A 17848-nucleotide genomic window follows, 5' to 3' on the forward strand; every position below is an offset into this window, starting at 1 on the left:
TGTGCTCGGTTATACGACGTTGAAAATCCGCTCAAATGCTCATTTACTCCTTGTAAACTCCGCGTTTTCGCAGATTTTCGCCTTGTCTAACCTTCGCTCGTCGACTTTTCAAACAGTGCCTAGGCCCGTTGCCCCTAGCTAGAATGGCGCGACGCCCGCCCCAGGGCATCATCGATGGCACGACGCCGACGACGCCTCAGCTCATCGCCCAGCGCCTTGCCCTTGAAGCCCTCCTCGACCAGCCTCTGAGGGAGAATCTGCGTGGCCAGTCGCCAGGCCAGCGCCAGTTCCTCGGCCAGTTCGGCATCCTCGAGGCTGACCAGATCAATCAGTGATGCCACGACATCGCCTTGTCGCCAGGCATCGATACGCTCCAGCCAGGTCATCGTCCTTTGCCCGTCGAGCGCGCCGGGCGCATGCATCAGGCCACGCGTCTCGGCCACCTGATCGGCGAGACGACTCACTCGCCTGGGCAGGCGGAGGCTCTCGGCCAGCTGGCGTCTGGCCGGCGCCCCGAGGTGCTCGACCAGGCGTGCCCAGCGCCAGGCGACGACGTCCAGGTGATCGATATCCTCGGGCAAGCGCTGCAGCCGCGCCAGCGTCTCCGCCAGGGATGGGCCTTCGTGAGCGAGCTGCGGCATCAGCACCGCCAGGGCACCGCAGTCATCAAGCGCGGTGAAGTAATGCTCCGGCCAGGACTCGCCCAGCGCCTTCTCGGTCTCGGCCCAGACGCGCTCGGCGACCAGGTGTGCCAGCTCGCCGCTGTCGACGAGTTGGCGCATCAAGGCGCGCGTCTCATCGGCAATCACGAAGCCATGACCGGCATAGCGGGCCAGGAAACGCGCGACGCGCAGCACGCGCAGCGGGTCCTCGACGAAGGCCGGCGACACATGACGCAGCACGCGCGCCGCCAGGTCTGCCTGGCCGTTGAAGGGGTCCACCAGGCTGCCATCCGCGCCCCGGGCCATGGCGTTGATCGTCAGGTCGCGACGTTCGAGGTCCTGCTCGAGTGTCACCGCGGGGCTGGCATGCACCTCGAAGCCGGTATAACCATGCCCGGACTTGCGCTCGGTACGCGCCAGGGCAAATTCCTCATGGGTGTCGGGATGCAGGAAGACCGGAAAATCCACCCCGACGGGCTTGAAGCTCCGCTCCTGCATGGCCTCGGGGGTAGCGCCAACCACTACCCAGTCCACATCCGTGACCGGCCAGCCCAGCAGTGCATCACGCACGGCCCCGCCGACCCGGTAGACCTCGAGCCCGGCGAGATAGCGATCAGCCACCGCCGGGCGCTCCCTCGGCCACACGTTCGGGATAACGGGCCGACCAGTCGCTGAAGCCGCCATCCAGGCTATAGACCTCCTCGAACCCTTGCCCGGCGAGCCAGGCCGCCGCCTGCTGGCTGGAATTGCCGTGGTAGCAGACCACTACCAGCGGCTGTCGGCGATCGGCCTCGGCCAGCAAGGCGGGCACGCCGTCGTTGTCCAGGTGTCGGCTGTCGGGCAGATGGCCTGCCGCAAAGCTGGCCGGATCGCGGATATCCACCAGCGTCAGCGGTCGTGCTGCCTCGAGCCAGTCGGCCAGGGTGGTCACGTTGAGGTGTTCGAATGTCGGCGTGGTCATGGAAGCCTCCAGAGGTCAGGCAGTGCGACGTCGGACGTCACCCGGGAAAGTTCATTGCTGGCTGGGCACGCTGATGCGTTGCCCCGTCTCGAGGTCGAGAGCCGTCAGGCTGCCGCCCCAGACACAGCCGGTATCCAGGGCATCGGCCCGCACGCGACTGTCCGGGGTGCGCCCCTCCAGCGCCGCCCAGTGGCCGAACAGCAGGTGTGCCTGATCGTCACGCGGGAACTGGAACCAGGGGGCAAACCCCTCGGGCGCCGTGTCCAGCCCTTCCTTGGCGGCAAAGTCCAGCCGGCCGCAGGCGTCGATGAAGCGCATCCGCGTCAGCGTATTGACGATGACGCGCTGCCGCTCGATGCCCTCGAGCGCGTCGTGCCAGGCGGAGGGCTCGTTGCCGTACATGCGTTCGAGAAAGGCCCCGGCCCGGTCGCTGCTAAGGCAGTGCTCGACTTCGCCGGCCAGGCGCGCGGCCTGCTCGATGCCCCACTGGGGCGGCAGACCGGCATGGCTCATCACGGTGTTGCCACGCCGCACCAGCAGCGGGCGGCTCTGCAACCAGTCCAGCAGCGCCTCGCGATCAGGCGCCTCGAGAATCGGGGCCAGGGTATCCTTGCGCTTGAGCCCGGCGCCGCCGCGGGCGACCGCCAGCAGGTGCAGGTCATGATTGCCCAGCACCACCTCGGCACTCTCGCCCAGCGCCCTGGCCTCGCGCAGGCAGTCCAGCGACCCCGGGCCGCGATTGACCAGATCCCCGGCCAGCCACAAGTGGTCGCGGCGCGGGTCGAAGGACAGGCGCTCGAGCAGCGCGACGAATTCGGCGTGGCAACCCTGGAGGTCCCCGATGACATAGGTGGTCATGCCGACTCCCCTGACGATGAATAGTGGGCGTCAATGTACCTGGTTGGGTCCGGCCAGCCGGAAGGGCGCTACCGGCACCTCGAAGGGCCGCTGCGTCACGGTGTCGACGCAGGTGAAGGCCCCTTCCATGACGCCGACCGGGCCGTCGAGGATCGCCCGGCTGGTATAGCGGAAGGTCTGACCGGGGCCGATCATCGGCTGCTGGCCGACCACTCCCTTGCCCCGCACTTCCTGGACCTGACCGCTGCTCTGGGTGATCGACCAGTGACGCGCCATCAACTGCATGCTGTGTCGGGAATAATTGTGCACCGTGATGGTGTAGCTGAACACATAGCGCTTCTCTTCCGGGGATGACTCATCATCACAGTAGGCCGGTTCGACATCGACATGCACTTCTTCGCTCTGGGGCGCGACATCCATCAATTCGGCTCCTCTACCAGGTGGTCGGCGATGCGCACAAATTCCGCGACCGTCAGTGTCTGGGGACGCCGCGCCGGGTCGATGCCCAGCGCCGTCAGCGCCTCCGCCGACAGGCGCCCCCTGAGGTTGTTGCGTAACGTCTTGCGGCGCTGGGCAAAGGCCTCGCGGACCACCTCGAACATCAGCTCCTCGTCCCTTGCCGTCACCCCGGCGGCCGGCGTCAGGCGCACGATGGCCGATTCCACCTTGGGTTGCGGGACAAAGGCCTCGGCCGGGACGGTGAACAACGACTCCACCCGGCAATAGTACTGCGCCAGCACCGACAGGCGGCCACGGTCGGCACCGCCCGGCTCGGCCGCCAGGCGCTCGACCACTTCCTTCTGCAGCATGAAATGCATGTCCGAGATGGCATCGCCGGCGCGCAGCAGATGCAGGATCAAGGGGGTCGAGATGTTGTACGGCAGGTTGCCGACGACTCGCAACGGCGGGCCATCGCCCTGCAGCGCGCAGAAGTCGAACTTGAGGGCGTCACCTTCGTGAATCACGAAGCCCGGCTTGTCGAAAAACTGGACACGCAGCCCGGGAATCAGATCGCGGTCCAGCTCGATCACCTCGAGCTGCCCGCCCGCCGCTTCCAGCAGAGGTTCGGTCAGCGCCCCCTGGCCGGGGCCGACTTCCAGCAGGCGTTGACCGGCACCCGGCGCAATGGAACGCACCAGCCGGGAGATGACACCGGGGTCACGCAGGAAGTTCTGGCCGAAGCGCTTGCGTGCGCGATGGCCCGTGGGACGGGATGACATTCAGGAGAGTCCTTGTGTTGCGATGGTCTATTGCAGCGGGCTGGCCGTGCACCGATGCGCGGGCGGCGATGGCAGGCCAGTGGCGGACGGCGCCCTGCCCTACTGCGGCGAGCTCGCCCCGCCGTGAACCATCTGGATGGCGAGCGCCACGGCCGTTCGCAGGCTCCCGGGGTCGGCCTCGCCGCGCCCGGCCAGATCCAGTGCCGTGCCATGATCCACGGAGGTGCGCACCAGCGGCAGCCCCAGCGTGATGTTGGCGGCACGCCCGAAACCGGCATACTTGAGTACCGGCAGCCCCTGATCATGATACATCGCCAGGACGGCGTCCGCCTCCATCAGGTGCCGCGGCGTGAACAGGGTATCCGCCGGCAGCGGACCTGTCAGGGACAAACCCTGCTCACGCAGGGCCTCGAGGGCCGGCTCGATGATGTCGCGCTCCTCACGTCCCAGGTGGCCATCCTCGCCGGCATGCGGGTTGAGACCGCAGACCAGGATACGCGGCGACGTCAGGCCGAAACGCTGACGCAATTCGGCATCGAGGATGCTCAGCATACGCGTCAGGCGCGGCGCGGTCACGGCATCGGCCACATCGCGCAGGGGCAGATGGGTCGTGGCCAGCGCCACGCGCAAGGCATGCCCGGCGGACCAGTCGGCGTGCCGGGCATGCAGCGCCGAATCGGTGGCCAGCATCATGACGACGTCATCGACGCCACAGGCATCGCGCAGATACTCCGTGTGGCCACGAAAGTCGCCATGACCGGCCTCGATGATCACGCCCTTGTGCAGCGGGGCCGTGACCATTGCCGCGGCAGTCCCGGCCCGACAGGCCTCGACCGCACGATCCAGGGTCTCCAGCACATAGGCGGCATTGCGAGCGTCCAGCCTGCCCGGCACGGACGGCGCCCGCAGCGCCACCGGCCAGACCGGCAACACGCCGGCCTCGGGAGCCGGGGGCGCGTCGCTCGGCGCCAGCACATGCAGGCGGATGTCATGACCGATCGCCGCGGCACGCTCGGCCAGCAGGGCCGGATCCCCCACCGCCACCACGCGCGCGGCCAGTGGTGAACAGCAGGCCAGCATCACCGCGAGTTCGGGCCCTATCCCCGCCGGCTCGCCGGTGGTCAGGGCGATGACCGGAAGGTCGCCGGTGTTCACGACCCCGATCCGAGACGCTCTTCGACGAAGGCCTGGGAGCGGATTTCCTGTACCCAGGTTTCCATCTCGCTGTTGGCTTTCTGCTGGAAGAGCGCCCGACGTGCCTGTTCGGTGCTCATGCCGCCGCCCTGCTGCTCGATGAAGCGCTGCACTTCGGCTTCGGAGATGCTGACCCGACTGCCGACGCGTCGCTGCTGGATCTGACGCATCAGCAGCTCGCGGCGCACCTGATCACGCACCACGCCCAGCGACAGGCCATCGGCTTCCAGTGCATCGGCGAACTCATCCAGGCTCATGCCATTGTTCTGGGCAATCGCCCGTACCTGACGGTTGAGCTCGGTATCATCCACGCTGAGATTGTTCTCGCGCGCCATCTGCAGCTGTATTTCCTCGACGATCAAGCGATCCAGCACCTGCTCGCGCAGGACGTCGTTCGGCGGCACCTGCTGGCCCTGGGCTTCCAGTTGCGAGCGGGTGCGTGCCAGCCGATCCTCGAGCTGGGTGTTCATGATGGCACCCTCGTTGACCACCGCCACGATGCGGTCCAGGGGCTGGCGGGCTTCCTGCGCCACGGCTCCCAGGGGTGCCAGGCCCAGACACAGAGCCAGTGTCAGGGTGGCGATACGTCGACTGTGCATGTCGTTCCTTCCTTTCCTCATGAATTGATCAGGGGCGACCGAAGTCGGCCGGGCGGTATCCGGGCACCGCCGACTCGAAGAAGCGCCCGGTCTCTCCGCCGACGCCGCCCAGCCCCTTGAACGCGAAGCGCAGGAAGAGCCCGCGATCGGTCGTGTCATCTGCGATAGTGTTGGCCGTGTTCTCGTCGTCGACCCATTCACGCCACACCAGCTGCAGACCATAGCAGCAGTCATTCCATTGCACACCCGCCAGCTGCTCGAGCATCCGGCTGTTGGTGTTGTCGTAGCGTACTCCGGCGACCAGGTCGAGCCGATCCATGGCCTTGTAGGCAAAGGATGCCGAGAACTCCTCGCGGTCATAGTTGCGGGTGTCCTCGAGATCTTCCGTGGGCTCGAACCCTTCGAGTTGCCAACGGTAGCCAAGGTTCAATACATGACCGGCGTCGGCCCGGTATTGCACGTTCAGCCCGGCACTCTCGGTACGGCTGCGCTGGTCGTCATACAGCCATTCGCTGCGCGCGCGCCATTGGTCCGTGACCTGCCAGTCCAGCTGGGTGACCCAGGGAGAGCGGTCGCGTGTGGCGCGATAGCGATCATCCTCGTTGTCCGGCAGGGTACCGGAGTCGCCGTCCATGTCGACATTGCGATCCTCGAAGTAGGCCGCCTGACCGACGCCCAGGGAGAAACGCTGGCGACCGCTGCTGTCCTCGAAGAAACGCGTCTTCACGCCATACGACAAACGATTGAGGTCACCGACACGATCCCCGCCACTGAAACGATACGGCGACCACAGCTGCTGCCAGGAGAAGGCCCGCTCCGTGGTGTCGAAGTCGGGGTACTGGCTCTGGTCTTCGCCCGGCACGAAGGCATAATTGAAGCGGGGCTCGAGCGTCTGGCGATAGGCGCTATCCGCGACCTCGACAGCCCGCTCCAGAATGACGCCGGTATCCAGCGACACCACCGGCAGGGTGCGTGTCAGGCTTTCGTCGCGCTGGGTGTCACGCTGCCCGTAATCCAGCGCATAGCTGGTATGGTGCAATTGCAGCCGCGGCTCGAAGAAGCCCCAGGTGGACTCGCCGCGCCAGCCGACTGCCGGTGTCAGCTGCAAGCGCGCGCCATTGGCCGCCTCGCGCAGCGGCACCTGGCGGGGCTGCCCCTTGTAGGTATAGTTCCCCTGGGCATCGCCAATCTGATCGCGCCAGAAGTAAGTCGCATTGGCGTTCCACTCCTCGTAGAAGTTGCCCTGCTGCCAGTCGGCTCGGGCCGTCAGGCTGGGTAGACGGTAGAACGGCTTGTCGTTGGGGTTCAGCGGGTCATCCAGTACCTGGTAGCCCTGGGCCTTGCCTTCCAGCTGCCAGGTCTCGCCCCGATACTCGAGTAGCGCCAGGCGCTGCATGCTGCCCCTGTCCAGCTCCCTGAAGCCGGCGCCGAAGTCGTCGAAATAGCGCCCATCACTGGCCGCACCATAGCGCAGTCGATAACGGGTGCGCTCATCGAAGTGCCCGGCGTGGCGGTAATCCAGGTACCAGCGGTCATCACCGGTTGCCAGCGGCGTATACTCCGAGGCCTCTTCCCCAGCTTGCTGGTCATCGAAGATGTAGGCACCCTCGATGGCGCCGGCGTCGGAGGGCAGCAGGTAGCGATACTGCCCACCCAGCAACAGGCCACGATCCGTGATCAGGCGCGGCGTGATGGTGGCATCCTGGTTGGGCGCAATGTTCCAGTAATAGGGCTGGGCGTAATCGAGGCCATCGCCGGACATCCCCACCGTGGGCCACAGGAAACCCGACTGACGCCGCTCATCGATGGGAAAGCGCATCCAGGGCCAGTAAAAGACCGGCACGTCGCCGACCTCGAGGCGCGCATGGCGGGCGGTACCGAAGCCGCTCTGCTGATCCAGCTCGATGTCCTCGCCGACCAGGCGCCACAGGTTGTTGCCGGGCTCGCAGGTCGTGAAACTGGCCTCGGTCAACCGATACTGGTCCTCGCCGACCCGCGCCAGCCGGGTCGCATCGCCGCGCAGGCGATGTTCATGGAACACATAATGCGCCCGGTCGATGCTCGCGGCTTCCCCTTGCAGCGAATAGGTCGCCCTGGCGCCACGCACCAGGGCGTTCTGATCGCGCAGGGCCAGCGGACCTTCCACCTCGACGCGCTCACGCGACGCCGGCACGCTTATGCGTGGCGCCTCCAGCTGCGTATTGTTACGACGCAGTACGACCTCGCCGCTGAGAACGGTCCGGCCGTTATCGCCATACTCGGCATCATCGGCCTCGGTGGCCACCTGGTTGCCCATGGGCTCGGCAAGCCGATATTCCGGCGCGCGGTAGACACCCCGACACACAGCGCCTTGCGGACGATCCTCGCCCCAGGGCTGCCAGTCCAGTTGCTCGGCCGGCAATGACTCGGGCGGTGCCGCCCCTAGCGGGGCAGCCGGCAAGCTCGAGATCAATAGACCGGCCAGGGCCGTCCTGGAGGATCGATTGCCCATGTTCAACGATGTCCTTGGCGAAATGAAACGGTATTATACAGCCACACAGCGAGCTGTCCCGCAGAGTGCCCGTCAGCCTGGATACTGGCCTCAGCATGCGGTGACGCCCCGGGGTCGTCAACCTGAGGACACCCGCCACTCAACACGACAGAGGTGAAGATGTCAGAGGCCGACGCGTCCTCGCGCCAATCCGCCCTCCGCCACTGGATCAGCCGGCGTCACGGGCTCGCCCCCGACGCTCTCGACCTGAAGCTGGCGGCGGATGATGCCAGCTTCCGCCGCTACTTCCGTCTCATACTGGCGGACGGCCAGCGCCGCATCCTGATGGATGCACCACCCGGCAAGGAGGATATCGGCCCCTTCATTGCCATCGCGCGGCAGTGGGCCGCGGCCGGGCTGCCGGTGCCCCATGTCCATGCCGAGGACCAGGCCGCCGGCTTCGTGGAACTCGAGGATCTGGGCGACACACCGCTGCAATGCTGTTTCGAGGGCTCGGGGGCGGCGACGACCCTGGCCTGGCACGACACGGCCCTGAACCTGCTGGATGGTCTGCAGAACCGCGCCGCCAGCGATGGCCTGCCCCGCTATGACGCCGAACTGCTGGGCAAGGAACTCGACCTTTTCACCGACTGGTGCCTGGGCGAGTGGCTGTCGCTGGCGCCCCCGCCCGACTGGCCGGCGGTGCGCCGACAACTGATCGAGACCGCCCTGGCCCAGCCCGTGGTCACCGTCCACCGCGACTTCGACGCCATGAACCTGATGGTCGTCGATGACGCCCTGCACCTGATCGACTTCCAGGACGCCGTGGCCGGCCCCATCAGCTATGACCTGGTGTCCCTGCTGCACGGCCGGTACTGCCGCTTCCCGGCCGAGCGCCGTCAAGCCTGGGTCGAGGCCTTTCGCCAGCGCGCCATCGCCGACGGCCGCCTGGGCGACCCGGATGCCGCCACCTTCCAGCAATGGGTGGCCGGCATGGCCGCGCAGCGTGCTCTCAAGGTGCTCGGCATCTTCGTCCGCCTGACCCTGCGCGACCAGCGTGACGGCTATCTGGCGCGCCTGCCGCACTTCCTGAACCACCTGGAGGATGCCCTGGAAGCACGCGCGGAACTGGCCGATTTCCGCCACTGGGTCAGCACGACGCTGCGCCCGGCCATGCTCGACAGGCTGCAGGCAGAAGGCATCAGCCGGGAGTCGGTCGCATGAAGGCCATGATTCTCGCGGCGGGATACGGCACGCGCATGCGCCCGCTCACCGACCACTGCCCCAAGCCCTTGCTGGAGGTCGGCGGCAAGCCCTTGATCGTCCACCATCTGGAGCGCCTGGCCGCGGCCGGGATGCGCGATATTGTCATCAATGTCAGCTACCGTGCCGAACAGATCATTGAAGCGCTGGGCGACGGACGTGACCATGGCGTGACGATCACCTGGAGCCGCGAAGCCTCACCGCTGGAAACCGGCGGCGGCATCCGCCAGGCCCTGCCGATGCTGGGCGATGCGCCCTTTCTGCTGGTCAACGGCGATGTCTGGTGCGACCTCGACCCGGCCCGCCTGCCGCCCTCGCTGGGCTCCGACCTGGCGCGCCTGGTGGTGGTCGACAACCCGCCCCACCACCCAGGCGGCGACTTCCACCTGACGGCCGATGGGCGAGTCCGGGAATCCCCCGAGCCGCGCTGGACCTATGCCGGGATTGCCCAGATCGACCCTGCCCTGGTCGCCGACCATCCGGCCGGCGCCTTTGCCCTGGCCCCCCTGCTGCGTCAGGCCATCGCCGAGGATCGCATCGCCGGCTATCACCATCCGGGACACTGGGTCGACGTGGGCACCCCGGAGCGCCTCGCCGAGCTCGACCGGCTGCTCCAGGACTGACGCATCACGGGGCTGAGTCGCATGGCCTCAACTGCTATGCTGCTCGCCTCTCAACCCGATACGAGGACATCCCCGCTCATGAAAGCCAGCGTCAAGTGGACCGACGGTCGCCAGTTCGTCACCGAATCCGGAAGCGGCCACAGCGTGGTCATCGACGGCCCGCCCGACCACGGCGGTCGCAACACCGGCCCCCGTCCCATGGAGATGCTCCTGATGGGCATGGGCGCCTGCACCTCCTTCGACGTGCTGGAGATCCTGGAAAAGTCCCGCGCCCCGGTATCCGACTGCGTCGCCGAGATAGAAGCCGAGCGCGCCGATGCCGTACCCAGCGTGTTCACCCGGATCCATGTTCACTTCACCGTCAGCGGGCACCAGCTCAAGGAAAAGCAGGTCAAGCGCGCCGTGGAACTCTCCGCCGAGAAGTACTGCAGCGCCTCCATCATGCTCGCCAATGGCGGCGTGGAGGTGACGCACTCCTACACCATCGTCGAGACCGGGGAAGGTAGCTGAGGGTTTCGCGAGATACGAGATACGAGATACGAGATACGAGATACGAGATACGAGCAGAGTGTAGCCCGCCGCTCGCAACTCGTGGCTCGAAGCTTATAGCTTATAGCCGATAAACCGACTCGGTCATGACCTTGGACATCAAGGTCATGCCGGCTTTCACCGGGGCCGGGAAGCGGGCGCCGCCGGCTTCCAGGGCCTGGTGGGCGTGATGGGCTTCATCGATGGCCATCTGGTGGAGAATCGCGCGCGAGCGGCGGTCGCCGCGGGGCAGCTTCTCGAGGTGTTCGTCCAGATGGCGCCCCACCTGCTCCTCGGTCGCCGCCACGAACCCCAGGCTGACACGATCCCCCACGGCTCCCGCCACGGCCCCGAGGCCGAAGGATGTGACGTAGAAAAAGGGGTTGAGCAGGCTGGTACGGCCATCGAGTTCCTGTAGGCGGGTGTCGCACCAGGCCAGATGATCGACCTCCTCCTGGGCCGCCTCTTCCATCTGTCCGCGCACCTCGGGCAGTTTGGCGGTCAGCCCCTGGCCCTGGTAGAGGGCCTGGGCACAGACCTCACCGGTGTGGTTGATGCGCATCAGGCCGGCGGCGTGCTGGCGCTGCTCGGCATCCAGCGGCTCGTCCTGAATGTCCTCGGTGGCCGGTGACGGCCGCGAGGGCTGGGCGGCACCGGGCACCAGAGTGCGCAGCACGGTGTCGAACTGGTGAATCAGGTTATCAGCGCGGGACAGTTGGCGAGTCATGGCATCCCTCTTGATCAGTCGTTGGCCTCATTATCATACCCCAGCCAGCCGACGGGCACAGCGTCCAGAGCGCAGGATGCCGCCCGGCTGGGCGGCATCGGCACGCACCTGATGCGTCGAACACCTTCGATTCGCGGCTCGGGGCCTTGACAGGTTCCGGCTAGCCAGCCGGCCAAGTGAAGCGTCGACCGCCCATCAGGTGCATATGAATATGATAGACCGTTTGTCCGCCGTCTTCATTGCAATTCATCACCACGCGGTAGCCATCATCGGCGAATCCCTGCTCCCGGGCCAGGCGCGCCGCGGTGTACTGCAGACGGCCGACCAGCGCCAGATCCCCCTCCTCGATGTCGTTCAGGGTGGCGATATGCCGCTTGGGAATCACCAGCATGTGACGCGGGGCCTTGGGGTCAATGTCGTTGAAGGCCAGGATGTCATCGTCCTCATGGACGATATCGGCGGGAATCTCGCGATTGATGATCTTGCAGAACAGGCAATCCATGTCGGGCTCCAGGCAAAGCGTCAGGGATTCAGGGGCGAGCTTAACGGTCGTGTGGCTCGTTGTCAGCGCCGGGCCAGTCAGCGGAACCGTCGCTGGGCGAGCAGGTGGCGTACCAGCGGGCCGAGGATCAGCTCCATGGCCAGCGACAGCCGCGATCCCGGAACCACCAGGGTATGGGGCCGGCTCATGAAGGAGTCCTGGATCATCGCCAGCAGATACGGAAAGTCCACGGTGGCGGGGTCGCGGAAGCGAATCACCACGAAGGACTCGGCATCGGTGGGAATGTCCTGGACCTCGAAGGGATTGGAGGTATCCACGGTGGGCACGCGCTGGAAGTTGATGTGCGTGCGCGAGAACTGCGGCAGGATGTAGCGCACATAATCGTCCATGCGACCCAGAATGGTGTCGATCACCGCCTCCTGGGTATAGCCGCGCGCCTGGATGTCGCGGTCGATCTTCTGGATCCATTCCAGGTTCATGGTCGGCGCCACGCCGACCAGCAGATCGACATGTCGGGCGATGTCATGCTCGGCCGTCACCAGGCCACCATGCAGGCCTTCGTAGAACAACAGGTCGGTGCCCGACGGCAGCGACTGCCACTCGGTGAAGGTGCCGACCTGATAGCCGGCCTCGATCATCGACTTGTCCTCGGCATGAATGTAATGCCGGTAGGTACCGTAGCCGTTGTCGCCATAGTCCTGAAAGAGCGCCTCGAGCTTGTCCAGCAGGTTGGCCTCCACGGCGAAATGCGACAGTTCATCCTTGCGCTCGGGCTCTTCGCGGAACATGCGCGCCAGCTCCTGGCGCGTATAGCGATGGAAGGCATCGCCGTCGACGAAGGCGGCGTGCACGTCTTCACGCGCGAACATCCGCTCGAAGGTGCGCTTGACGGTGGTGGTGCCCGCCCCGGAAGAGCCGGTGACGGCGATGATCGGATACTCGCGGGACATCAGCTCCCCCTCGACAGGCGCTCGACCAGCGCATCGGGTACCGGGACCGGGCGACCCGCCTCGGGGTCGACCAGCATCAGGGTGAGGCGCGCCGTAGCCACGCTACGACCATCGGCTTCGCGACGCAGGCGATGATAGACGCCGATCGTCTTGCGTGACGGCGCGGGAATGGCGGTATCGGCGATGAGCGCATCCGGCCAGCGTGACTCGGTCTGGTATTGCACGGCCAGATCCGCCGCCACACAGGGATAGCCGGCCATGTCGCCCTCGCTGAGCCCCAGGCTGGCCAGTGCCTGCACCCGCGCCTCATGCATCAGCGAGATCACCGCGTCGTGCCCCAGGTGGCGCCCGTAGTTCATGTCCGTGATACGCACCGCCAGCGGGTGCCGGTGGCAGATAGCCGCTTCGGGAAAGTCGATCCTGACGCGCTCCATGGGCCCTCCTGAATAGCTGCGCAGACGCGCAATGGCAACCGATTACCCGGCTCGGCCGCGCCCGATGGCGCGATGGGCGATATCCCGTCGACAGGCCACGCCGGGCCAGTCGATGGCATCCACACCACGGTACGCCTGATTCCGGGCATCACTGATAGCATCGCCCAGGGCGGTGACACACAGCACGCGCCCCCCGGCGGTGACCACCGACCCGTCGTCGCCCTGGGCCGTGCCGGCATGAAAGACCTTGCAGCCCGTGGCCTCGGCGGCCTGCAGACCCTCGACCACATCGCCCTTGCGGTAGCTGCCGGGGTAGCCACCGGCGGCCATGACCACGCCCACGGCGTGGCGCGGATCCCAGTCGCAGGCCCTGCCGGCGAGCTCGCCCCGGGCACCGGCCAGGCACAGCTCGGCCAGATCGGACTGCAGACGCATCAGGATCGGCTGGGTTTCGGGATCGCCGAAGCGGCAGTTGAACTCGATGACCCTGGGATTGCCCTCGGCATCGATCATCAGCCCGGCATAGAGAAAGCCGCTATAGGGGTGGCCATCCTCCGCCATGCCCTTGACCGTGGGCTCGATGATGCGCTGCATGATGCGCTCGTGGACCTCGGCGGTCACCACGGGAGCCGGCGAATAGGCCCCCATGCCGCCGGTGTTGGGGCCCTGGTCGCCATCGAGGGCGCGCTTGTGATCCTGGCTGGTGGCCATGGGCACGATGGACCGGCCATCGGCCATGACGATGAAACTGGCTTCCTCGCCATCGAGAAATTCCTCGATGACCACGCGCGCCCCGGCATCGCCGAAGGCATTGTCCTCCAGCATGTCACGGATCGCCGCCTCGGCTTCGGCCTCGCTCATGGCCACGATCACGCCCTTGCCGGCGGCCAGTCCGTCGGCCTTGATGACGATCGGCGCGCCCTTCTCGGCGACATGGGCCAGCGCCGGCTCCACGTCCACGAAGGTGCGATACTCGGCAGACGGAATGGCATGCCGGGCCAGAAAGTCCTTGCTGAAGGCCTTGGAGCCCTCGAGCCGGGCGGCGGCCGCGCTGGGTCCGAAGATGGCCAGTCCGGCCTCCCGGAATCGGTCCACCACGCCTTCGACGAGCGGTGCCTCGGGCCCCACGATCGTCAGGTCGATCCGCTGGTCACGCGCGAAGGCTACCAGCCCCTCCAGATCGCCGACGCCGATCGCGACGTTCTCGAGCCCGGGCTCACGGGCCGTGCCGGCATTGCCCGGCGCCACCTGGACGCTTTCCACCCGGGGCGACTGCGCCACCTTCCAGGCCAGGGCGTGTTCGCGGCCACCGCCGCCGATGATCAAGACCTTCATCCGCTGCTCTACCTCGATACCTCGGGAAACATAGAACGCCATTATGTCAGAAACCTGAACGGGTCGCCGCCCGTTCAGGCCTTGCCGTCATCGTCATCGTCCTGACGCTGCCGGCCCGACTGGCCCCCGAGGTTCTGCTGCCAGAAGCGCATGTTTTCCTCGGCCAGTTCCCGCATCAGCTCCATGGGGGTGTGGCGCATGGCCTGCTGCCACTGGTCCTGCATGTGCTTCTGTTGTTCCATCATCAGCCGGGTACCCTGCTCGAGATAGCGGGCCAGCGGCAGCGGCTTGGCCATGTCATAGACACGGATGAACTGGGCCAGCAGGTCGTTGGAGAACACCTCGGCCTCGCCATCGGCCTGCTCCTGCTCGATGATAATGGTCAGCAGGATGGTGCGTGTCAGGTCTTCCCCGGACTTGGCGTCCTCGACCCGGAAGGCCACGTCATCCAGCACCAGGCCTCGCAGGTCCTCGAGGGTTACATAGCGGCTCTGTTCGGTATCATAGAGACGGCGATTGGCATACTTGCGAATGACGCGCACGGCGCAGCTCCTTGCATTGTGGGTTGGGCATTCACCCTTCATCCGAGTATTGTGCACCGCGCCACCCTGCTTGCAAGGCGTCGAGCGAAATCGGTGCCGGTGACGACCGCCAAGCGGCCTGCGTCGACGCCCCGGGACTCTTGCCCTCAGAAAGACGAGACATCATGAACCTTATCCTGCTTTCGCCGGACGATGTGGAAAACGATCGGCTTGCCCGTGTCCGCGATCCACGACGCCTCAAGCACCTAAGCGACGTCCATGGCGCCGCGGTCGGCGACACCCTGACGCTCGGCCTGGAGAATGGTCCCATGGGCCGCGGCACGCTGCTCGAGTACCGCGACGACGAGGCCGTGTTCGACGTATCCCGGCTCGACGAGGCACCGCCCGCACCACTCGGCATCCATCTGGTACTGGCCCTGCCGCGGCCCCGCATGCTGGCCCGCAGCCTGGAGCATGCCACGGCCCTGGGCGTGAAGACCTTGACGCTTCTCAACACGCGCCGCGTCGAGAAGAGTTACTGGCAATCCCCGGAACTGGGCGCCGAGCGCATGCAACGTCATCTGATTCTGGGCCTCGAGCAGGCACGCGACACCCGGCTGCCCGAGGTACGCCTGGCCAAGGGCTTTCGCCCCTTCGTCGAGGATCAATTGCCGGGACTGCTGGGCGACAGCCGCGGCCTGGTGGCACACCCCGGGATGCCGCATGAATGTCCGCAGCGGGTGGCAGAGCCGGTCACCCTGGTGGTCGGCCCCGAGGGCGGCTTCATTCCCTGGGAAGTCGAGCAGTTGCTGGCGGCAGGCTGTCAGGGCATTCACCTGGGGCCGCGCATCCTGCGCGTGGAAACCGCCGTGACCGCCCTGCTCGCCCGTTTGGCATGAGCCAGGCCAGCGCCGGCCTGGCTGCCACCTTCAGGACCTCAGGCGTTCGAGCAGTGCCTGGGTGGCAAAGCCATCCGGGGTCACCCCGATGTCGCGCTGAAAGGCCCGCAGGCCGCGTCGTGTATTGGGGCCCAGGATGCCGTCGGGCGTGCCGGCGTTGTAGCCGCGCTCATTGAGCAGGCGCTGCATGTCGCGCACATCGCTGCGCTTCAGAGGCGGCTGCTCGCGCGGCCAGTCGCCCTGGATCCCCGACCGACCGGCGATGGCATCACTCAGCTTGGCCACCGCCAGGGCATAGCTGGTGGCGTTGTTGTAGCGCAGGATGACACGGAAGTTGTGGCCGACCAGAAACGCCGGCCCCTGGGCGCCCGCCGGCGTGATCACGGCCGCCGAGTCGAGGCTCGGCAGGCTGCCACCCTCCAGGGCACGCACGCCGGCAGCCTGCCACTCGGCGGTGGAGCGACGCGTATCGGGCTCGGTCAGCGAATAATCGAAACCGGATGCCAGGCGCACCTCGGTCCCCCAGGACTGCCCCTGGCGCCAGCCGGCCTCGTCCAGATAACGGGCCGTCGAGGCCATGACATCGGGAATGCTGCCCCAGATATCACGCCGGCCATCACCGTCACCATCCACGGCATGCGCCAGGAAGCTCGAGGGAATGAACTGGGTATGCCCCATGGCGCCGGCCCAGGAGCCCTTCATGCGTTGCGGTGAAATATCGCCGGCCTCGATGATGCGCAGCGCGGCCATGAGTTCGCCCCGGGCGAAGTCGCTGCGGCGGCCGTCATAGGCCAGGGTGGCGAGGGCCTCCAGGGTGGAGAAATCGCCCAGATAATCGCCATAGCTGCTCTCGATGCCCCAGATGGCCACCAGCACCTCACTGGGCACCCCATAGCGTGCCGCCATCTGTTCGGCGGTATCCCGATGCTGCGCCAGGCGCTCCCGGCCATTGTCGATGCGCGTCGCTGACACGGCGCTGTCGAGATATTCCCAGATCGGCCGGACGAATTCCGGCTGGGAGCCATCCAGCTCGATCACCCGGGGACGATAGCGCAGGCCCGTCAGGGCACGCTCCAGGGTCGACTCGGCGATGCCCTCGTCACGGGCGTGACGGCGGAAGTCCGCCAGCCAGGCCGCGAAGGTCCTCTCGCGGTCGGTCGTCGACTCGGTGGTGGCGCCGGCCGAGTCTGCTGCTGCGGTGGTGGGCGATTCGGCCCGGGCATCACGGGGTTGCGCACTCTGGCAGCCGACCAGGGCGGCACACAGGATGGCAAGCGGAAAAAACTTAAAGGTCATGGCGTCGCGGTCCTTGGCGGTGTGGTGCGATGATCGCCGACATCGTCGCGGTACGCCAGCCCCTATTGCCCCGAGGCAGCGTCATCCGTGTCATCCCCCGACGCCGCCGACGACCCGCGCGGCGAACTCGAACCGGCATCGTCCAGGCCGCTGTGCAGTCGGTGGTTGAGCGGGTCATAGTTGGGTTTCAGCTCGTCCTTGAGGGTCCCGGACCACAGGCGCGCACCGACAAAATAACCGGCGCGCCCGATGACATGCGCCGCCACCGGGGCGGTCATCATGATGAACAGAATGATCGCCAGGGCCCGTGCCACCACTGTCTCCACGGCGAAATGCAGGCAGACCCCGAGCATGATCAGCGACACCCCCAGGGTCGCGGCCTTGGTGGTGGCATGCATGCGCGTCAGCAGGTCCGGCAGACGCAGGATGCCAAGCGCCGCCAGGCACATGAAGACCGAGCCGACCAGCACCAGCACGGAAACCAGTCCATCAATCATCGCGCGGCCCCCCGCGTTCCAGAAAGCGCGAGAACCCGATGGTCGCCATGAAGCCCATCAGCGCGACGACGATGGCCACATCGAGAAAGAAGGAAACCTCGGTGGCGATGGCGATGACGCCCATCATGCCGACCAGGATCGAGGAAAAGAGCTCCATGGCGACCACGCGATCCGGCAGGCTCGGCCCCCGAAACAGACGGATAAACGTCAGGCACAGCGCCAGCGACATCACCGCCAGACTGACAAGCATCACGATCGACACGACGACCTCCTCTCCATCGGTTGCCCACTCGACTGCGGTTTGCCCGG

General features: G+C 66.5%; 21 protein-coding genes. 4 read left to right on the forward strand and 17 right to left on the reverse strand.

Annotated elements, in window-relative coordinates; translation table 11 throughout:
* Nucleotides 1-134: 134 nt before the first annotated feature.
* The 8 genes from QWY79_RS03010 to QWY79_RS03045 form a co-directional block, all read right to left on the reverse strand.
* Complete coding sequence (locus QWY79_RS03010) at nucleotides 135-1283, reverse strand: tRNA nucleotidyltransferase/poly(A) polymerase-related protein (RefSeq protein ID WP_290269775.1); 1149 nt, start codon at nucleotides 1281-1283, stop codon at nucleotides 135-137.
* Nucleotides 1276-1623, reverse strand: a complete 348-nt coding sequence (glpE, locus tag QWY79_RS03015) for a thiosulfate sulfurtransferase GlpE (protein WP_290269777.1) — start codon at nucleotides 1621-1623, stop codon at nucleotides 1276-1278. Before glpE ends, QWY79_RS03010 begins: the two co-directional genes overlap by 8 nt.
* Nucleotides 1624-1674: 51 nt before the next feature.
* Nucleotides 1675-2481 (reverse strand): symmetrical bis(5'-nucleosyl)-tetraphosphatase, encoded by an 807-nt coding sequence (locus tag QWY79_RS03020; protein ID WP_290269779.1) that lies wholly within the window; start codon nucleotides 2479-2481, stop codon nucleotides 1675-1677.
* A 30-nt stretch (nucleotides 2482-2511) separates the two neighbouring features.
* Entirely contained in the window at nucleotides 2512-2901 is a 390-nt protein-coding gene (gene apaG, locus QWY79_RS03025) for a Co2+/Mg2+ efflux facilitator ApaG/CorD (protein WP_290269781.1), read from the reverse strand.
* A complete protein-coding gene (gene rsmA / locus QWY79_RS03030; RefSeq protein WP_290269785.1) occupies nucleotides 2901-3701 on the reverse strand; it encodes a 16S rRNA (adenine(1518)-N(6)/adenine(1519)-N(6))-dimethyltransferase RsmA in 801 nt (266 codons plus the stop codon). Before rsmA ends, apaG begins: the two co-directional genes overlap by 1 nt.
* A gap of 99 nt (nucleotides 3702-3800) precedes the next feature.
* Nucleotides 3801-4856 carry a 4-hydroxythreonine-4-phosphate dehydrogenase PdxA gene (gene pdxA / locus QWY79_RS03035; RefSeq protein ID WP_290269787.1) on the reverse strand — a complete coding sequence of 352 codons (1056 nt, stop codon included), beginning with the start codon at nucleotides 4854-4856 and terminating at the stop codon, nucleotides 3801-3803.
* Nucleotides 4853-5494 (reverse strand): SurA N-terminal domain-containing protein, encoded by a 642-nt coding sequence (locus QWY79_RS03040; protein ID WP_290269788.1) that lies wholly within the window; start codon nucleotides 5492-5494, stop codon nucleotides 4853-4855. The genes pdxA and QWY79_RS03040 overlap by 4 nt, the downstream gene beginning before the upstream one ends.
* A 28-nt stretch (nucleotides 5495-5522) precedes the next feature.
* Nucleotides 5523-7985: an LPS-assembly protein LptD gene (locus QWY79_RS03045; RefSeq protein ID WP_290269790.1), complete on the reverse strand. Its 2463-nt coding sequence runs from the start codon at nucleotides 7983-7985 to the stop codon at nucleotides 5523-5525.
* A 159-nt stretch (nucleotides 7986-8144) separates the two neighbouring features.
* Here QWY79_RS03045 and QWY79_RS03050 point away from each other — a divergent pair, with 159 nt between their 5' ends.
* The 3 genes from QWY79_RS03050 to QWY79_RS03060 all read left to right on the forward strand — a co-directional run bounded on the left by QWY79_RS03050 (nucleotide 8145) and on the right by QWY79_RS03060 (nucleotide 10360).
* The gene (locus QWY79_RS03050) at nucleotides 8145-9188 is read left to right on the forward strand and encodes an aminoglycoside phosphotransferase family protein (RefSeq protein WP_290269794.1); all 1044 of its coding nucleotides are present in this window, start codon (nucleotides 8145-8147) and stop codon (nucleotides 9186-9188) included.
* Complete coding sequence (gene murU, locus QWY79_RS03055) at nucleotides 9185-9850, forward strand: N-acetylmuramate alpha-1-phosphate uridylyltransferase MurU (protein ID WP_290269796.1); 666 nt, start codon at nucleotides 9185-9187, stop codon at nucleotides 9848-9850. The genes QWY79_RS03050 and murU overlap by 4 nt, the downstream gene beginning before the upstream one ends.
* 78 nt (nucleotides 9851-9928) lie before the next feature.
* Nucleotides 9929-10360: an OsmC family protein gene (locus QWY79_RS03060; protein WP_290269799.1), complete on the forward strand. Its 432-nt coding sequence runs from the start codon at nucleotides 9929-9931 to the stop codon at nucleotides 10358-10360.
* A 100-nt stretch (nucleotides 10361-10460) separates the two neighbouring features.
* Here QWY79_RS03060 and coq7 read toward each other — a convergent pair whose 3' ends face one another.
* From coq7 to phaR, 6 genes are all read right to left on the reverse strand, one after another.
* Complete coding sequence (gene coq7, locus QWY79_RS03065) at nucleotides 10461-11105, reverse strand: 2-polyprenyl-3-methyl-6-methoxy-1,4-benzoquinone monooxygenase (RefSeq protein ID WP_290269801.1); 645 nt, start codon at nucleotides 11103-11105, stop codon at nucleotides 10461-10463.
* Between the two features lie 160 nt (nucleotides 11106-11265).
* Nucleotides 11266-11607 carry a histidine triad nucleotide-binding protein gene (locus QWY79_RS03070; RefSeq protein ID WP_141317355.1) on the reverse strand — a complete coding sequence of 114 codons (342 nt, stop codon included), beginning with the start codon at nucleotides 11605-11607 and terminating at the stop codon, nucleotides 11266-11268.
* A gap of 77 nt (nucleotides 11608-11684) precedes the next feature.
* Entirely contained in the window at nucleotides 11685-12557 is an 873-nt protein-coding gene (locus QWY79_RS03075) for a phosphoribulokinase (protein WP_290269803.1), read from the reverse strand.
* Entirely contained in the window at nucleotides 12557-12991 is a 435-nt protein-coding gene (locus tag QWY79_RS03080; RefSeq protein WP_290269805.1) for an acyl-CoA thioesterase, read from the reverse strand. The genes QWY79_RS03075 and QWY79_RS03080 overlap by 1 nt, the downstream gene beginning before the upstream one ends.
* A 42-nt stretch (nucleotides 12992-13033) precedes the next feature.
* On the reverse strand, nucleotides 13034-14326 hold the full coding sequence (gene purD / locus QWY79_RS03085; protein ID WP_290269807.1) for a phosphoribosylamine--glycine ligase: 1293 nt from the start codon (nucleotides 14324-14326) through the stop codon (nucleotides 13034-13036).
* 74 nt (nucleotides 14327-14400) lie between these two features.
* Nucleotides 14401-14868 (reverse strand): polyhydroxyalkanoate synthesis repressor PhaR, encoded by a 468-nt coding sequence (gene phaR, locus QWY79_RS03090; protein WP_290269809.1) that lies wholly within the window; start codon nucleotides 14866-14868, stop codon nucleotides 14401-14403.
* Between the two features lie 164 nt (nucleotides 14869-15032).
* Between phaR and QWY79_RS03095 the strand changes: the two genes are divergently transcribed.
* Nucleotides 15033-15746, forward strand: a complete 714-nt coding sequence (locus tag QWY79_RS03095) for a 16S rRNA (uracil(1498)-N(3))-methyltransferase (RefSeq protein ID WP_290269811.1) — start codon at nucleotides 15033-15035, stop codon at nucleotides 15744-15746.
* Nucleotides 15747-15776: 30 nt separating this feature from the next.
* On the opposite strand, the gene QWY79_RS03100 is transcribed toward QWY79_RS03095, so the two are convergent.
* From QWY79_RS03100 to QWY79_RS03110, 3 genes are all read right to left on the reverse strand, one after another.
* On the reverse strand, nucleotides 15777-17042 hold the full coding sequence (locus QWY79_RS03100; protein ID WP_290269814.1) for a lytic murein transglycosylase: 1266 nt from the start codon (nucleotides 17040-17042) through the stop codon (nucleotides 15777-15779).
* A gap of 62 nt (nucleotides 17043-17104) precedes the next feature.
* Entirely contained in the window at nucleotides 17105-17539 is a 435-nt protein-coding gene (mnhG, locus tag QWY79_RS03105) for a monovalent cation/H(+) antiporter subunit G (protein WP_290269818.1), read from the reverse strand.
* The gene (locus QWY79_RS03110) at nucleotides 17532-17801 is read right to left on the reverse strand and encodes an MrpF/PhaF family protein (RefSeq protein WP_290269820.1); all 270 of its coding nucleotides are present in this window, start codon (nucleotides 17799-17801) and stop codon (nucleotides 17532-17534) included. The genes mnhG and QWY79_RS03110 overlap by 8 nt, the downstream gene beginning before the upstream one ends.
* Nucleotides 17802-17848: the final 47 nt, after the last annotated feature.

Origin of the sequence: Halomonas sabkhae, assembly GCF_030409265.1 — a bacterium.
Classification (GTDB): Bacteria; Pseudomonadota; Gammaproteobacteria; order Pseudomonadales; family Halomonadaceae; genus Halomonas; species Halomonas halmophila.

Bases quoted from the DNA above. Each gene is read 5' to 3' on its own strand.
- glpE (WP_290269777.1), bottom strand. From the start codon at position 1,623: ATGACCACGCCGACATTCGAACACCTCAACGTGACCACCCTGGCCGAC.
- QWY79_RS03020 (WP_290269779.1), bottom strand. From the start codon at position 2,481: ATGACCACCTATGTCATCGGGGACCTCCAGGGTTGCCACGCCGAATTC.
- apaG (WP_290269781.1), bottom strand. From the start codon at position 2,901: ATGGATGTCGCGCCCCAGAGCGAAGAAGTGCATGTCGATGTCGAACCG.
- rsmA (WP_290269785.1), bottom strand. From the start codon at position 3,701: ATGTCATCCCGTCCCACGGGCCATCGCGCACGCAAGCGCTTCGGCCAG.
- QWY79_RS03040 (WP_290269788.1), bottom strand. From the start codon at position 5,494: ATGCACAGTCGACGTATCGCCACCCTGACACTGGCTCTGTGTCTGGGC.
- QWY79_RS03045 (WP_290269790.1), bottom strand. From the start codon at position 7,985: ATGGGCAATCGATCCTCCAGGACGGCCCTGGCCGGTCTATTGATCTCG.
- QWY79_RS03050 (WP_290269794.1), top strand. From the start codon at position 8,145: ATGTCAGAGGCCGACGCGTCCTCGCGCCAATCCGCCCTCCGCCACTGG.
- murU (WP_290269796.1), top strand. From the start codon at position 9,185: ATGAAGGCCATGATTCTCGCGGCGGGATACGGCACGCGCATGCGCCCG.
- QWY79_RS03060 (WP_290269799.1), top strand. From the start codon at position 9,929: ATGAAAGCCAGCGTCAAGTGGACCGACGGTCGCCAGTTCGTCACCGAA.
- coq7 (WP_290269801.1), bottom strand. From the start codon at position 11,105: ATGACTCGCCAACTGTCCCGCGCTGATAACCTGATTCACCAGTTCGAC.
- QWY79_RS03070 (WP_141317355.1), bottom strand. From the start codon at position 11,607: ATGGATTGCCTGTTCTGCAAGATCATCAATCGCGAGATTCCCGCCGAT.
- QWY79_RS03075 (WP_290269803.1), bottom strand. From the start codon at position 12,557: ATGTCCCGCGAGTATCCGATCATCGCCGTCACCGGCTCTTCCGGGGCG.
- QWY79_RS03080 (WP_290269805.1), bottom strand. From the start codon at position 12,991: ATGGAGCGCGTCAGGATCGACTTTCCCGAAGCGGCTATCTGCCACCGG.
- purD (WP_290269807.1), bottom strand. From the start codon at position 14,326: ATGAAGGTCTTGATCATCGGCGGCGGTGGCCGCGAACACGCCCTGGCC.
- QWY79_RS03095 (WP_290269811.1), top strand. From the start codon at position 15,033: ATGAACCTTATCCTGCTTTCGCCGGACGATGTGGAAAACGATCGGCTT.
- QWY79_RS03100 (WP_290269814.1), bottom strand. From the start codon at position 17,042: ATGACCTTTAAGTTTTTTCCGCTTGCCATCCTGTGTGCCGCCCTGGTC.
- mnhG (WP_290269818.1), bottom strand. From the start codon at position 17,539: ATGATTGATGGACTGGTTTCCGTGCTGGTGCTGGTCGGCTCGGTCTTC.